Below are 15104 nucleotides of genomic sequence, written 5' to 3'. Positions count from 1 at the left end.
GCCCTGGCCGAAGCGCGCAGAGGAGCGCAGCCGAGCGCTCCGGGCGCGCCGCGCGCTCCAGGCGTGCCGCGCGCATCAACGCGGCGCCGGCGCCCGACTCAGTTCGCCTCGCTGAGGGCGCGGCGCACGACCTTCTTGAATTTCGCGAGCGGCTGCGCTCCGCTGATGAGATAGCCGTTGATCACGAACCCGGGCGTGCCGTGGATCCCGGCGTCCGCCGCGACCTTCGCGTCGGCCTCGACGGCGGCCCGGTGGGTGCGCTCGTCGAGCGCCCTGGCGAAGCGCGCCGCGTTGAGCCCGATGCTCGCGGCGTGCCGCTCCAGGGCCGCGCGGTCGAGGTTCTCGGGGCGGGGGTCCTTGAACAGCAGATCGTGCATCTTCCAGAAGCCGGCCGGCCCCTTCTGCGCGAGCGCCTCCATGGCCGCCTCGGCGGCGAGCTGCGCGTCGGGGTGGAACGGGAGCGGCAGGTGGCGGAAGACCACCCGGACCTTGCCCGGAAAGGCCTTGATCAGCTCATCCATCGTGGCCGCGCCGCGCGCGCAGAAGGGGCACTGGAAGTCCGAGAACGCCTGCACAACCACCTTGCCGGCGGCCGCGCCCTTGCCGGGGTGGCCCTTGGGCGGCGGCGGCAAGCTCACCTTCGGCGGCGGCGGCGGCGGGACAGCCTGCTTCTGGATCTCCTCGTAGACCTTCGCGCGCGGCGTCCCTGCCACGACCATCGCCTCCGCCTTGGCGATCTCCTCGTCGATCATCGCCTGGAACTGCTCGATCGGCTGCGCGCCCAGCAGGCGGCGGCCGTTGATGAAGAAGCACGGCGTCCCCCGCGCGCCGAGGTCGTCCGCGAGCTCCATGTCGGCCTCGATCCTGGCCGCGTGTTTGCGCGAGGCGACGGCGCGCTTCGCCGCCGCCACGTTGAGCCGGAGATCCGCCGCGACGACGTCGAGGGTGGCGGCCTCGAGGGGGGCGACGCCCAGGTCGCCCTGGACGCGGAAGAGGAGCCCGTTCGCGCCCCAGAACCCGTCGATTCCCTTCTGGGCCCAGGCCTCGCGCGCGAGCTCCGCGGCGGGCTCGGCCATCGTGTGGAACGGGAGCGGGTTGTCCTTCCAGACGACGCGCAGCCTGTCGCCGTACTGCGCCGCGAGCTGGTCGATGGTCGGCATCACCCGGAGGCAGAACGGACACTGGTAATCGCCGAACATGACCAGCGTGACGAGCGCCGTGTCCTTGCCCCGCACGGGCGAGTCCCCGACGGGCACGAGGTGCACTGTCGCGCGCTCCCGCGCCTCCTCGTCGTCCTCGCCCCGCTCGTCATCGGCGCGCGCGGCGAAATTCTTCTTCGAGAGCGCCGCGTAGATCTGCTCCGGCGGGGTCCCCTCGGCGCGCAGCGCCCGCGCCTCGGCGAGCTGCGCGTCGATGATCGCGGCGAAGCTCTCCTCGGGCTCCACGCCGGTGACGAGGACGCCGTTGACGAACGACGTCGGCGTGCCCGTCACGCCGAGCCGCCCCGCGAGCGCGATGTCCGCGTCGACCTTCCGCGCCGCCTTGCTCTCCTCGACGAGCCGCCCGACCTGGCCCGGCGTCACGCCCGCCCGCCGGAGCGCCGTCGCCACGACCTCCGGCGAGAGCCGCTCGTCGCTCTCGAAGATCGCGTCGTGAAACGCCCAGAAGCCTCTGGTGCCGGCGTGCGCGAACACCGCCATCGACGCCTCGGCGGTCGGCCGGGCCTGCTTGTGAAAGGGGAGCGGGTAGCTCTTCCACACGATCCGCAGCTGATCCGGGCCGTACCGCCGCCCGAGCTCCCTCAGCGTGCCGTCGAGGACCTTGCAGAACGGACACTCGAAGTCGGAGAACACGACGATCGTGACGGGAGCGAGCCGGCTGCCGCGCGCCGGATCGACGCGGGTCACCGGCACCGGGCCTGCGTCGAGCGGATCGAGCGCGGCGTCGTCATACGGCGGCCGCGCGGCGTCCGCGCTCGGCGGCGCGCTCGCCACGGCGACCCGCGCCGACGCCGGCGCGGGCGGCACGGACGGCGAACACGACAGGGCGAGCAGCAGCGAGAGCCAGGCGACGGCGGCGAGGGCGCGGCGGATCATCGCGGGAGTCTACTCCGTTTCTCGCGCGCGTCGCCGCGCCGGGGCCGCGCGGCGCCCGGCCGAGACACCCGCTAACGTCCCGAGCAGCGCGCCGGGAAGCGGCCCCAGGCGCGATTGACGCGCTCATCGCGTTCAGCCATGACGGCCCCGGCGCGCCGCTCGGCCGCGCACCGCGCGCCACGTCAGCAGAGCGCACCGGAGAGCCATGGAGAAGGTCTACAGCGCCGCCCGCATCCAGCCAGAAGAGCACAGGGACGCCCTCGCGCGGCTCTGGAACGAGAACCTCGCGCACGGCGAGGTCTCGTCGGAGGTCCTCGAGCGGCGGATGCGCTGGTTCCAGGAGCAGAACCCGGCCGGCCCCGCCCGGACGTGGATGGGCTTCTACGGCCCCGGGCGAGAGGTCATCGGCAGCGGCTCGTTCTTCCCGCGCGACATCTATGTGGGCGGGCGGAAGCTCAAGGCGGGCGTGCTCGGCGATTTCGGCGTGACCAAGGCGCACCGCATCGCCGGGGCCGCCATGAGCATCCAGCGCGAGCTCGCGAAGGGCTGCCGCGAGGCCGGCGTCGATTTCCTCTATGGCTTCCCCAACAAGGCCTCTTTTCCCATCTTCCAGCGCGCCGGATACAAGAAGATCGCGGACTCCATCATCTGGGTCCGACCCCTCTTGGCCGCGTACAAGCTGAATGAGCTCGCCGCCGCGTCGGCCGGAGAGCAGCAGAGCACGGTGAACGCGGTGATGCAGCGGGTCGCCGAGCGGGCGGCCGGGGCTGTCCCTCACCCCCGCTGGCGCGCGCTCTGGGAGGCCGCGGCGCCGGGCGACCCGCCCGCGCCGCTCACGCACGCGCTGTCGACGGCCGCGGAGCGCTTCGTGCAGCGGGCGACGGTGAAGCCGGACAACCTCCTGATCCGCACCGCGGGGCGCGCGCTCGACGCCTCGATGGCGCTCAAGGACGCCGCGGCGCTGCTCGCGAAGCGGCGGCGCGTGCGCAGCGAGCTCGTGGACGCCGCCGACCACCGCTTCGACGAGCTCTGGGCCCGGGCGAAGCCCTCGCCGATCGTCGGCGAGCGGAGCGCGGAGTTCCTGAACTGGCGTTATGCGCAGCTCGGCACCGCCAGATACCGCTTCTTCTGCTTGCTCGACGGGCACGACGGGCGGTTGCTCGGCTACGCGGTCTACGCGGTGCGGAACAACAAGGTCGAGGTGTCCGACCTGTTCGCCGAGGACGACGGCGCGACGTTCGACACCCTGATCCTCGAGCTCTGCCAGGCGATGCGGCGCGAGGGGCACGTGTCCGTCGGGATGCTCCTCGTGACCCCGCCTTCCTTCAACGCGCGCCTGCGGGCGCTCGGCTTCTTCGCTCGCCCCCACCCCCCGCACGTCGGGTCGCGGTGGCTGGTCGTGCACGTCGACGCGAGCTTCCCGGAGGAGCAGCGGCGCGTGGTGCTCGACCCGAACAGCTGGTTCATCACCGACGGCGAGCTCGACGTCTGAGCGCCGGGTCCTGACCGCGCGTCGCGCGGGCAGGACGCGGAGGCCGCGGAGGCCGCGAAGCGGACGCGGGGCGCGGCGGAGCCCGAGGGAGCTCACCGCCAGGCGGTTTTGCCCCGGACCGCGCCGATCCGCTGGACCCCCTCCGGCCGCCGATTACCCTTGCCACCATGGATAACGAGGCGCCGGCGCTCTCCATCGCGCGGCTTCGCTCCGCGTGGGATGCGGAGGTGGGCCCTTCGGCGCGGCGCGCGCTCGTGGCGGCGGCCTTCGCGGGGCTGTTCGGCGCGGCGCACCTCGCGCGCCTCGGCTCTCCGCTCGCCCGCGGGCTCGCCGGCGCCGGCCTCGCGCTGCTGATCGCGGCGATCGCCGCGCGGGCTCTCGTCGCGCGTCGGCGCCGCGGCGACGCCCGGCGCACGGTGCGCGAGATCGTCGGCCGCACGGACGCCGCGCTCGGCGCCGCGACCCTGAGGGCGCTCGCGCTGCAGGGCCGCGCGGCCGCGGACGACCGGGTCGGGTCGCCCGAGCTCGCCGCCCTGCACCTCCGGCGGCTGCTCGGCCGCGCCTCGCACGCGCGCGTCGTCGCCCGCGCGCAGCAGGCCGCGGCGCGGTGGGCGACCGCCGGCCTCGCCCTCGGCGCCCTCTCGCTCGCGGCCGCGGCGCTCGAGCCGTCGCGCGTCGTCGAGGGGCTCGACGTGCTCGCCGCCCGCGGCGGCGAGGCCCCGCTGGATCTGCCGTGGCTCGAGGACATCGAGATGACGGCCACGCCGCCCGAGTACCTGCACCAGGGCGCCGAGGTGCTCCTGCCGTTCGCGACGACGATGCAGCCCCGGGGGACGGTGATCACGGTGCGCGGCCGCCCGATCCGGGAGGGGCGCGCGCTCGTGCTGACGGACGGCGGCGAAGAGGTCCCCTTCGTCGACGACGGCAAGGGCGGCGTGATCGCCCGCTGGACGCTCGGCGACTCGACGACCCTGCAGGCGGCCGCGCGCTTCGGGCAGGTGCGCGTCCGGCAGGCCGACACCCAGCGCGTGGTGTCGATCCCGGACGACGCGCCGCGCGTCACGCTCGAGGGCGCGCCGCGCACCGTGAAGCTCCTCGAGGAGCCCAGCATCCCGCTCCGCTACACGGTCACCGACGATCACGGCCTGCGCGAGGTGGATCTCGTGCTGCGCGCCGGCGCGAAGGAGGAGCGGCGGGTGCTCTCGCGGCCGGCGGCCGACGCGAAGGTCGACCGCGGGGGCTACGAGCTCCGGGCCCGCGATCCCTTCTTCCGCCGGACGTACGTGCCCATCGAGGTGCGGATCGAGGCGCGGGACAACGACCCCATCGAGGGCCCGAAGTGGGGCAGGAGCGAGGCGATCGTGGTCGTCCCGCCGCAGGTCGGCGAGCCGGAGGCGCGGCGCTACGTCGCGCTCGCGAAGGCGCGCGACGCCCTCACCGATCTGCTCGCCGACCGCATCGCCCAGAGGGCGCCGGACGCGCGCGGCGCCGCGGCGCACGCGGCGCACGAGGCCGAGGCGCAGGCGGCCGCGCGGGCGGAGATCGAGCGGGCGCTCGACGCCGACTACGGCGGGCTCCGCGTGCGGGGGCGAATCGCGTCGCTCGCCCGGGGGCAGCTGGCCAGGCTCGACGAGGCGCTCGCCGCGGAGCGGCGGTCGACGACCCGTGCCGCGCACCAGGCGCTGCTCGACGAGACCGAGGGCGCGCTGCTCGCGTTCGACGCCGGCCTGCGCGGCCTCGCCTTCCGCGACGCGCAGGCCGTCGCGCAGCGCCTCGCCGACGTGGCCGACGAGGCCGCGCAGGCGGCGGAGCTGCTCGGCGGCGGCGATCGCGCGGGCGGCGAGGGGCGCCTCGACGCGGCGGTCGCGGTCCTCGCCGGCGGCGGGATCGAGCTCCGCAAGCTCGGCGAGCTCGGCCTCGACCTCGGCGAGATCGTCGCGAACGACCTGCGCAGGATCGCGCGCGCCCGCGGCGCCGGCGACTGGCACCACGCCGAGCTCGCGGCGCGCGACCTCGCGGCGCGGCTCAGGCGCCCGGATCCCTCGTTCGGCGGCGGCCGCGGCGGGGTGGAGTCCGGGGCGCCGCGCGGGCCCGAGCCCGGGGACGCCTCGAGCGCCGACCAGGAGGTCGCGCAGGGCGAGCGCGACCTCGAGGAGCTCGCGCGCGACCACGCCGCCGAGACGAGCGCGGTCGCCGAGGAGCTCTCGCGCGCGAGGACGCCGGAGGACCTGGCCGCGCTGCGCGAGGAGGCGAAGCGCCACGCCGAGGCGATCCGCGAAGCGGTGCGCGATCTGCCGCAGCCCGGCGCGCCGCCCGGCTCGGCCGAGTCGGCCGCGGCGGCCGGCAGGGAGCAGGCCGAGGCGATGGCCGGCGCGCTGGAGCAGGGCCGCCCCGAGGAGGCTGTCCAGAGCGGCGAGGGCGCGGTGCGCTCGCTCGGCGAGGCGGCGCGGCTCGGGGCGCAGAGCCACGGGTTCTTCCCCGAGGAGCGGGCCGGCCGCGAGGCCGCCGAGGCGCAGCGGGCGCTCGCCGAGGAGCTGGCCTGGGCCGAGGAGGCGCTGCGGAAGCTCCGGCAGGCGGCGTCGGAGCGCGCGCGGGAGGGCCTGGAGAGGTCGAGCCAGCGCGAGGGCTCGCTCGCCGACCGCGCGCGCGAGCTGCGCAAGCGGGGCGAGCGCGGCGACAGCCGCATGCCGGAGGAGATGCTCGAGCGCCTGGACGAGGCCGAGCAGGCGATGCGCGATGCCCAGCGCGCCCTCTCCCAGGGCGACGGCGAGCAGGGCAACGAGCGCCAGCGCGACGCGCAGCGGCTGCTCGAGATGTCGCGCAGCGACGACCAGGCCCAGGACGGCGACGCGGAGCCGGACGGGGGAGAGAGGGACATGGCGAAGAAGGCCGACATCCCGGACAAGGACAAGCACAAGGGCCCCGAGGAGTTCCGGCGGCGCGTGCTCGAGGGGCTCGGCGGCGCCTCGGAGCCGCGGCTGCGCGAGGCGGTCAAGCGTTACGCGGAGGGGCTCCTGAAATGAGGCGCAACGGTGGTGCGAGGGCGGCCGCCAGGCCGCCGCGGGCGGCCGCCAGGCCGCCGCGGGCGGCCGCCAGGCCGCCGCGGGCGGCCGCGGGGATCGCGGCGCGTGGCCTCAAGGCGGCGGCCTTCGCCGCGCTCGCCTCGCTGCCGGCGACCGCGTCCGGCCGCATATCGGTCGGCGATCTCGATCGCGCGGCGCGGGCGCGGGCTGCGATCCTCGAGATCGACGTCCCGGCGGCGCGGGACATCCTGAAGGACGTGGACCCGGCGGACACCGCGCTCGCGCTCGAGCGCGGGCGGCTCGCCATCTACGAGGGCGACTGCGACGGCGCCGCGGCGATCCTCGGGCGCCCCGACCTCGCGGCGACGGCCGAGGGCGCGGCGCTCGGCGACATCGCCCGCGGCTGCGCCCGCGGCACCGCCGCGACGGTCGTCGTGAACGACGAGGCGCGCGGCGTCTGGGTGCGGCTCCAGGACGACGACGATCGCGCGCTCGTGCCGCTCCTCGTGGACGTCGCGGCGAGGGTGCGCGACGTGCTCGCGAGGGACCTCGGCGTCGAGCTCCTGAGGCCGCTGCGGATCGACCTCGTCCGCGACCAGTTCACGCTCTCGGCCATGACGGGCCTGCCCGAGGAGGCGGCGCGGACGACGGGGACCGTCGCGATCGCCAAGTGGGGGCGGGTCACGATGCTCTCCCCGCGCGCGACCCCGAACGGCTACCCGTGGCTCGACACGCTCGCGCACGAGATGACGCACCTCGCGCTCTCGCGCGGGACGCGCGACAACGCCCCGCTGTGGCTGCAGGAGGGCGTGGCCAAGCGCGAGGAGGTCCGCTGGCGCGAGCCCGACCCGCTCGACGACGTCCCGTCCTCGGACGCGCTCGCGTTCGTGGGCCTCCAGAAGGGGCTCGGTCGCCCGCTCGACAAGCTCGGCCCTTCGATCGCGATGCTCCCGAGCGCGGAGGAGGCGATGGTCGCCTTCGCCGAGGTCGCGAGCTTCATCAAGTACTGGACGAGGGAGTCGGGCGACGACGCGCTCCCGCGGCTCCTGGTCCGGCTCAAGGAAGCGGGCAGCGACGCGGACCTCGAGCGGGCGATCGCCGAGATCTCCGGGGCGGATCTCGCCGCCTGGGACAAGCGCTGGCGCGCCTACCTCGCGACCGTGCCGAGCAACCTGCCGCCGGATCTCGCGCCGGGCGGGGACATGCCGCACCGGCAGGAGGTCGGGAGGCGCGTGCGGCTCGGGCAGCTGCTCCACGATCGCGGCCACTACGCCGCCGCGGCGATCCAGCACGCGCGCGCGCAGGCGCTCGCGCCGAACGAGCCGGCGGTGCGCTGCTTCCTCGCCGCGTCCCTGCTCGCCTCGGGCGAGCGCGCGAGCGCGGCCCCGCTCGTCGAACAGGTCGAGGACGTGCACAGCCGCCACGGCCGGTGGTGGTCGCTGCACGGGCTGCTCCACGGCGGGGAAGGTCCCGGCGCGGACCGCGCGTTCTCGGCGGGCATCGAGCTCGACCCGCTCAGCCCCGAGGTGGCCTGCGAGGAGAAGCTGCCGCCCGAGCTGCCCGGGGACCCGATCCGGTCCGCGCTCTGCGAGGCCGCGCGCCGCGCGGCGCCGTAGCGGAGATCCGTCGAAAAAACGCGACCCTGTGAGGAATCGGCGCCGCTGTCCGGAATGGCATCTCCGCGCCGGTTTCCGCGGGCGCGCGCCTTCCGCGGCTTCCCTGGCTCCGAGGCGCGCGCCTAGCGTGGCGCGTGATGCTCCACGCAGGTCGCGCCGCCACGGTCGCCACGGTCGCCACGTTGTGCCTCGCCCTGCCGAGCCGGGCTCACGCGCTCGACGCGCGGCAGGATCCCCCCGACGGCATGCGCAGCGAGGTCGGCGCGACGGCCCTGTTCGTGTTCGGCGTGGCGCCCGCGACGGGCGTGGGCCTCGCGCCGTCCCTGACGCTCCGCTGGCCCAGCGTCTCGCTTTGCTTCGAGCCGCGCTCCCTCGCGATCAAGAGCGACCAGCCCAGCGCGTCAGGGACGAAGGTGCTGACGATCGACAGCGAGCTCGGGATCGTGGCGTTGTGCAGGCACAAGGGGCCGGTCTTCGCCTGCGGCCTCGCCCAGGCGGGGCGCGTCGAGGCCATTCCCCTCGCGGGGTTGCAGCCGAGCGACAACGTCGCCTGGCTCCTCAGCTCCGGCGCGCGGGGAGGCTTCGAGTGGCCCATCTTTCGTTACTTTCGCCTGCACGGCTTCATCGAGCTGCACGTGTTCCTCGCGCGCCCCGCGCTCGAGCACTTCTCGACGGCGTGGTACGCGGCGCCGGCCGGGATGATCGCCGGGGCGAACCTCTCGTTGCGCGATACGTCGAGGTGACGGGGCGCGCCGGGGGCGCCGGCGCGCGGGGGCGCACGCCGGCGCGGCGCCGGCGCCGCGCCCGCTCCGGCGGCAGGCAGAGGCGCGAGGGGACCCCCGCGCGGCTCACTCCTTCGCGCGGAGCGCGCGCGCCAGGGTGTTCCTGCCGACGCCGAGCCGCTTCGCCGCCTCGGTCTTGTTGCCCTCGCACGCCCGGACCACCGCCTCGACGTAGCGCCGCGTCACCTGGTCGAGGGTCAGGCCGAGCGGCAGGGCGACCTGCGCGTCGCCCTCGGGCGCCGCGGCGGCGGGCTCCCTCGCGCTCTCGCGCCGGCGCGCCGGCAGGTGCCCCGCCGTGATGCGGCCGTCCGGGGCGAGGGCGATCGCGCTCTCGACCCAGTGCTCGAGCTCGCGCACGTTGCCCGGCCAGGTGTGCGCGCGGATGTGGCGGAGCGCGTCCAGATCGAAGCGCGGCGGCGGCCTTCCGTACCTCGTCGCGTAGACGTCCGCGAAGTGCCGGGCCAGCGTCTCGACGTCCTCGGGGCCGCGCTCGCGCAGGGCCGGCAGGTCGATCTCGACGACGCGGGCCCGGTAGTAGAGGTCCTTCCGGAAGCGGCCCTCGGCGACCGCGCGCTCGAGGTCGCAGTGCGTGGCGCACACGACGCGCACGTCGGCGCGGAGCGTCTGCCGGCCGCCGACGCGCTCGAAGGCGCGCTCCTGGAGGAAGCGGAGGAGCTTGCCCTGGATGTCGAGCGGCAGGTCCCCGAGCTCGTCCAGGAAGAGCGTGCCGCCCTCCGCGAGCTCGACCTTGCCCGGGACGCGGCGGTCCGCGCCGGTGAACGCCCCTCGCTCGTGGCCGAACAGCTCGCTCTCCACGAGCTGCGCCGGCAGCGTCGTGCAGTCGACGGTCACGAACGGCCGGGTCTGGCGCCGCGAGTTGACGTGGATCGCCCGCGCGAACAGGCCCTTCCCGGTGCCGGTCTCCCCGCGGAGCAGCACGGTCGCGTCGGTCTGCGCGGCGAGCTGAACCTTCTCGTACACGGCGGCGAGCCGCGCGCTGCGGCCGACGATCCGGTTGAACGGCCCCTGCAGCACGACCCCTGGCCCGCCGCCCTCGGCGGCGCGCAGCGTGGTCAGCGCGAGCGCGCGGGCGAGCTGCGTCGCGAGCGCGACGAGGTAGCGCTCGTCCTCCTCGTCGAACGGCCCGCCGGCGCGGTTCAGGAGCTGGACGACGCCGCGGACGGGCGCGGCGCCGTCCTCGCGGATCGGCGCGACCAGCATCGAGCGCGTCGTGTACCCCGTCGCGCGATCGGCCGACGGATCGAAGCGCGGATCCGCCGCGGCGTCGTCCACGCGCACCACCTCCCCCGTCCGCGCGACGTGCCCGGCGATCCCGCGCTCGAGCGGCTGCCGCAGCGCGGGCAGCTCGGGCAGGAGCGCGACGCGCGTCACGAGGTCGCCGCGCTCCGCGTCGACGAGCCAGATCGTGGCGCGGTCCGCGCGGAGCGCCTTCGCGAGCCGCTCGCATGCCGTCCCGAGGAGGGCGTCGAAGTCGACCTCCCGGGCGAGAAGGGAGGCGAGATCGACGAGCAGCGAGAGGCGCGACATGGATAACGGAGCAACTTCCAGCATAGAGGGCGCCGCCCTGGCCGTCACCTGCGTCATCACGCGGCCCGCGCGAGCGCCTCGACGTTGAGGCGGAGCCCTTCGCGCGCGGCGACCGCGGCGGGGAAGAGCTCGCGCGCGAGGCGCTCGATCTCGGCCACGCCCGCGTCCGTCCGCTGCGGGTCGTGGTGGAAGAGCACGAGCTGCTTCGCGCCGCACGCCCGCGCGATCTCGGCCCCCGCGACGTACGTCGAGTGCCCCCAGCCGACCTTCGAGCGCCCGCTGTCGCCGCGGTACTCCTCCGGGGTGTACTGCGCGTCATAGATGAGCACGTCGGCGCCGTCCGCGAGCGCGCGCAGCGCCGGATCCACGCAGGCGTAGTGCTCGGTGTCGGTCGCGTAGACGAGGCTCTGCCCCTCGTGCTCGACGCGGTAGGCGAGGACGCCGCCCGGGTGGTTCAGCTTGGCGATCCGCACGTGGACGTCGCCCACGTCGAACGCCTCGCCGGCGCGCGCCTCGCGCAGGGCGATCTGCGCGCCCAGCTCGTCCAGCCGGACGGGGAAGCTCGGCGCCGCCATCTGCGCCGCGAGCGCCTCGCGGAGGCTCCCGATCCCGTGCGCGCTGCCCACGATCGACAGCCGCGAGCTCGGCAGGTACGCCGGCACGAAGAACGGCAAGCCTTGGATGTGGTCCCAGTGCAGGTGGGATAACAGCACCGTCGCCTCGACCGGCCCTTCCCGCAGCAGGGCGTCTCCGAGCTTGCGCACGCCCGTCCCCGCGTCGAGGATGATCCGCGTCGATCCGCAGCGCACCTCCACGCAGCTGGTGTTTCCGCCCACCGAAGCTGTCTCCGGCCCCGGTGAAGCGATGCTCCCACGGACTCCCCAGAACCTGATCTCCATCGCTGTCTCGCGCCTCCTCGAGACCTCTTCAGCGAGCCGCATGCCAGGACGCACGCCTCGGAATTTGTTTGCTTTTTCCTCGAGACGCGCGGTGATCGCTCGAAGTTGCAGCGCGGCGTCCGGATCGGCGCTTCAAAATGGAGCACGCGGCCGGGGTGGTCTGGCGCCGGCGCCGCCGCTTCCGGCGCGGCGCGGCGCTTCGCGATTGACGCGCTCGCGACATCGTGGATGAAACGAGGGGCGTGGGGGCGGGCCTTTCGCGTCGCGTACGTCGCGTGTCGTGCGTCGCGTCAAGGCTGAGCTCCTCCGCTGGACCGGGGGATTGCGCTGCCGTGGGAAGGTTCGCCTGACCCGAGCGTTGACCTGGGTCCTTCCCGAGGCCTAGCATTCCTGCGCTGCTCTTTTCCCCGTATTGTTACCGCCGCTCCGCACAATGACCGTTGCTACCTACGCCGCCGCACAGCTGTTGCGGGTGCTTCCGCGAGAGCGCATTACCCGGGCCGTTGGCCGCCTCTGCGACGCCAGGGCACCTGCCGCCGTCTTGAACGCGGTGGTCAAGCTCTACGCGCTCGCCTACCGCGTCGACATGGACGCGGCCGAGGTGCCCACGAGCCCTTACGAGAGCTTCGACGCGTTCTTCACGCGCAAGCTCCGCGAGGGGGTGCGCCCTGTCTGCTCCGATCCCGGAGCCATCACCAGCCCGGCCGACGGTCGGGTCGCTGCGCTCGGCCCCGTGACCGAGGGCGGGCGCCTGACCATCAAGGGGCAGCCCTACCGGGTCGAGGACCTCGTGGGCGATCCCGCGGACGCCGCGCGCTACGACGGCGGGCAGTTCGCGGTGACCTACCTGTCGCCGCGCGACTACCACCGGGTCCACGCGCCGATCGCGGGGAAGGTGAGCGTCATCCGCTCGATGCCCGGGGAGCTCTACCCGGTGAACGCGATCGGCGAGCGCCACGTGCCGGGGCTCTTCGCGCGCAACCGGCGCGTCGCCATCGCGATCGACACCGAGCGTCAGGGGCGCGTGACGGTCGTGATGGTGGGCGCCATGATCGTCGGACGGATCACGGTGAGCGCCGTGGAGGGGCGCGACGTGCCGCTCGGCGTGCACACGATCTCGCCGGCCCTCCCGGTCGCGTGCGGCGAGGAGATCGGCAAGTTCCACCTCGGCTCCACCACGGTCATGTTCGTGGAGCGCGGCGCCGCGCCCCCGTGGACGAGGGCGCCGGGGCCGATCCTCTACGGCGAGCCGCTCGACGGGGGTGCCAAGCAATGACGAGCGAGCGACCGCGCAACCCGCTGGCTGCGCCCGCCCAGGAGGGCGGCGCCTCCGGCGAGCCCGACGCGCCTGCGCCGGGCGAAGCAGGTAGCGCGGCCGCACCAGCGCCGCAGGGGGAGCAGGGCCCGCTCCCCGCGCGCTCGTCGTCCGTCCCACGCCCCGCGCGCACGCCCAGCGCGCGCCCGATGCTCGCGACGACGACGCCGCTGCCGCGCCTCGATGTGGTCGCGAGCATCGCGGACGGGAGCTCCGCCGGACCGCCGGCGGAGATCCCGGATCTCGATCTCGACCCGCGCATCGCCGGGCCGCCCACGGAGCGCTCGCGGCACGCGAACCCCCTGCCGGGCCCCAGCTCCAGGCGCGCCTGGCAATCGCTGGCCGCGGAGATGGAGCGCGCCGCGGAGGTGGAGCGCGGCGACAGCGGGAAGGCCGCGCGGCGCCGCTCGCGGCGGCTCGTGAACGTGCAGGGGGACGCGCCGGCGCAGGGCGAGGACTCGGCCCCCGCGCAGCGGGACTCCGACGAGATCGGCGCCGCCCTGCCGCGCCCGAGCCTGCTCATCGACGAGGGCTGGACGAGCGTCGCCGAGCGGCCTCCCAGCAGCCCGGGGCTCGAGGAAGCCAAGCCGGTGAGCAAGCCGGCGCCGCCGCCGACCGCGGCCGAGCTGGTCGCCCCCCGGGCTGTCCCCCGCCCGTCACCGAAGTCCTCGAGCGTGCCGCCCATGCCGGTGCCGACGCCGGTGCCGCTGCCGGAGGGTCTCCTGATCGATCCGGACTCGGTCGCGGTGATCCGGCCGCTCCAGATCGTCAGCATCGAGTCGAACCTGCCGCCGGTCGCCTCGCTCTCCGAGCCCTCGAAGCCGCCGGTCGCCTCGCTCTCCGAGCCCTCGAAGCCGCCGCTCTTGACCGAGCCGACCGAGCACGACTGGCCGCCGCTCCAGTTCAGGATCAAGCCGGACGAGGCCCCGGCCGGGCTCGGGCTGGACCGGCTCCAGGACGGCCTCTCGGAGGGCCCGCCGACGATGCGCGACACGGCGGGCGAGGCCGTCGCGCCGGAGGACAACGGGCCGGTCTCGGGGCCGCTGATCGAGGCGAGCCCGCTGGCCTGGCTGCCCGGGGCGAGCGCGGACGAGCTCGCGGAGGTCGAGGCCGAGGCCGAGCCCGAGCCGACCGACGAGGTGAAGGCCGACCTGCGAGGCGCCTCGCCGCGGGGCGCTGAGGGCGCGCAGGAGGAGACCGACGCGGCGCGCACCACCGTGCCGCCGCGGAGCAGCGACGTCGAGCTGGTGGAGGTCGAGCCCGAGCGCGACGCGGAGGCGGTCGACGTGGGCGACGTCGCCGCGGCCGACGCGCCGGCGGCGCAGCCCAAGAAGCCGCCGCCGCCGCCCCCGTTGCCGCCCCGGCGCCCGCGCGTGCAGGCGCTGGCCTCGCCCGACCTCGCGACGTTCTCGAGCTCGGTGCCGCCCCCGCCCATCTCGGTGCCGCCCCCGCCGCAGGGCGAGCCGTCGGTGTCCGCTCGGTCGTCCGTTCCCGCGGCAGCGCCGGCGGCGCCGGCCGCGAAGCTGGTGGAGCCCGAGCCGAGCTCCGGCCCGTCGACCGAGCCCGCCGCGCGCCGGAAGCGCCCGTGGTGGGAAGAGCTCTTCGGGGACGACTTCCTGCGCACGCTCGACAAGATCGACGGGAAGGTGGTCCGCCGCGAGGTCGACTTCATCGAGGAGCGGCTCGGCGTCGAGAAGGGCGCGGTGATCCTGGATCTCGCGTGCGGCGCCGGCGGCCACGCGATCGAGATCGCGAGCCGCGGCTACAGCGTGGTCGGCTACGACCTGTCGCTGGCCATGCTCGCCCGCGCCGCCGACGACGCGCAGGAGCGCGGCCAGAAGCTGAACTTCCTCCAGGGCGACATGCGCGAGATGACGTTCGAGGAGACCTTCGACGGCATCTACTGCTGGTCGACGAGCTTCGGCTACTTCGACGACGAGAAGAACGCGGACGTCCTCGCCCGCATCCGCCGCGCGCTCCGCTCGGGCGGCATGCTCCTGCTCGACATCGTGAACCGCGACTACGTCGCGTCTCGCCAGCCGAGCCTGGTCTGGTTCGAGGGCGACGGCTGCGTCTGCATGGATGAGATGCAGGTCGACTTCTTCACGAGCCGGCTCAAGGTGAAGCGGACCGTGATGTTCGAGGACGGCCGCTCGCGCGAGATCGACTACTCCATCCGCCTCTACGGGCTGCACGAGCTCGGCAAGATGCTGCACGAGGCGGGCTTCAAGGTGACCGAGGTGACCGGGCACCCTGCGCACCCGGGGGTCTTCTTCGGCTCCGAGTCGCCGCGGCTCATCATCCTTGCCGAGCGGGGCTGAGGAGCGCAGGCT

9 protein-coding genes are annotated in these 15104 nt (G+C 75.0%); 6 read left to right on the top strand and 3 right to left on the bottom strand.

All coding sequences use genetic code 11. The features are described 5' to 3' along the window. Nucleotides 1-98: 98 nt before the first annotated feature. Nucleotides 99-2096 (bottom strand): DsbA family protein, encoded by a 1998-nt coding sequence (locus WMF43_RS49880; protein ID WP_437676036.1) that lies wholly within the window; start codon nucleotides 2094-2096, stop codon nucleotides 99-101. A 205-nt stretch (nucleotides 2097-2301) separates the two neighbouring features. On the opposite strand from WMF43_RS49880, the gene WMF43_RS49875 reads away from it, so the two are divergent. The 4 genes from WMF43_RS49875 (at nucleotide 2302) to WMF43_RS49860 (ending at nucleotide 8970) form a co-directional block, all read left to right on the top strand. Beyond that, a complete protein-coding gene (locus WMF43_RS49875; RefSeq protein ID WP_437676034.1) occupies nucleotides 2302-3588 on the top strand; it encodes a GNAT family N-acetyltransferase in 1287 nt (428 codons plus the stop codon). Between the two features lie 167 nt (nucleotides 3589-3755). Further along, entirely contained in the window at nucleotides 3756-6611 is a 2856-nt protein-coding gene (locus WMF43_RS49870; RefSeq protein ID WP_437676032.1) for a DUF4175 family protein, read from the top strand. Continuing rightward, nucleotides 6608-8227 carry a hypothetical protein gene (locus WMF43_RS49865; RefSeq protein ID WP_437676031.1) on the top strand — a complete coding sequence of 540 codons (1620 nt, stop codon included), beginning with the start codon at nucleotides 6608-6610 and terminating at the stop codon, nucleotides 8225-8227. Before WMF43_RS49870 ends, WMF43_RS49865 begins: the two co-directional genes overlap by 4 nt. A 137-nt stretch (nucleotides 8228-8364) precedes the next feature. Beyond that, nucleotides 8365-8970, top strand: a complete 606-nt coding sequence (locus tag WMF43_RS49860; RefSeq protein ID WP_437676029.1) for a hypothetical protein — start codon at nucleotides 8365-8367, stop codon at nucleotides 8968-8970. Nucleotides 8971-9075: 105 nt separating this feature from the next. On the opposite strand, the gene WMF43_RS49855 is transcribed toward WMF43_RS49860, so the two are convergent. Both WMF43_RS49855 and WMF43_RS49850 read right to left on the bottom strand, forming a co-directional pair. Then, nucleotides 9076-10557 (bottom strand): sigma-54-dependent Fis family transcriptional regulator, encoded by a 1482-nt coding sequence (locus WMF43_RS49855; protein ID WP_437676027.1) that lies wholly within the window; start codon nucleotides 10555-10557, stop codon nucleotides 9076-9078. A 56-nt stretch (nucleotides 10558-10613) separates the two neighbouring features. After that, nucleotides 10614-11456, bottom strand: coding sequence for an MBL fold metallo-hydrolase (locus WMF43_RS49850; RefSeq protein ID WP_437676025.1), 843 nt, complete (start codon nucleotides 11454-11456; stop codon nucleotides 10614-10616). Between the two features lie 550 nt (nucleotides 11457-12006). Between WMF43_RS49850 and asd the strand changes: the two genes are divergently transcribed. Both asd and WMF43_RS49840 read left to right on the top strand, forming a co-directional pair. Next, nucleotides 12007-12732 (top strand): archaetidylserine decarboxylase, encoded by a 726-nt coding sequence (asd, locus tag WMF43_RS49845; RefSeq protein ID WP_437684248.1) that lies wholly within the window; start codon nucleotides 12007-12009, stop codon nucleotides 12730-12732. After that, nucleotides 12729-15092: a methyltransferase domain-containing protein gene (locus WMF43_RS49840; protein ID WP_437676023.1), complete on the top strand. Its 2364-nt coding sequence runs from the start codon at nucleotides 12729-12731 to the stop codon at nucleotides 15090-15092. Before asd ends, WMF43_RS49840 begins: the two co-directional genes overlap by 4 nt. Nucleotides 15093-15104 lie beyond the last annotated feature (12 nt).

The organism is Sorangium sp. So ce131 (assembly GCF_051519095.1).
Taxonomy (GTDB): domain Bacteria; phylum Myxococcota_A; class Polyangia; order Polyangiales; family Polyangiaceae; genus Sorangium.
The sequence above is the reverse complement of the archived record's forward strand: the minus strand, read 5'-3'. Positions and strand labels throughout refer to the sequence as shown.

Bases quoted from the DNA above. Each gene is read 5' to 3' on its own strand.
- WMF43_RS49880 (WP_437676036.1), bottom strand. From the start codon at position 2,096: ATGATCCGCCGCGCCCTCGCCGCCGTCGCCTGGCTCTCGCTGCTGCTC.
- WMF43_RS49865 (WP_437676031.1), top strand. From the start codon at position 6,608: ATGAGGCGCAACGGTGGTGCGAGGGCGGCCGCCAGGCCGCCGCGGGCG.
- WMF43_RS49870 (WP_437676032.1), top strand. From the start codon at position 3,756: ATGGATAACGAGGCGCCGGCGCTCTCCATCGCGCGGCTTCGCTCCGCG.
- WMF43_RS49855 (WP_437676027.1), bottom strand. From the start codon at position 10,557: ATGTCGCGCCTCTCGCTGCTCGTCGATCTCGCCTCCCTTCTCGCCCGG.
- WMF43_RS49860 (WP_437676029.1), top strand. From the start codon at position 8,365: ATGCTCCACGCAGGTCGCGCCGCCACGGTCGCCACGGTCGCCACGTTG.
- WMF43_RS49850 (WP_437676025.1), bottom strand. From the start codon at position 11,456: ATGGAGATCAGGTTCTGGGGAGTCCGTGGGAGCATCGCTTCACCGGGG.
- WMF43_RS49840 (WP_437676023.1), top strand. From the start codon at position 12,729: ATGACGAGCGAGCGACCGCGCAACCCGCTGGCTGCGCCCGCCCAGGAG.
- WMF43_RS49875 (WP_437676034.1), top strand. From the start codon at position 2,302: ATGGAGAAGGTCTACAGCGCCGCCCGCATCCAGCCAGAAGAGCACAGG.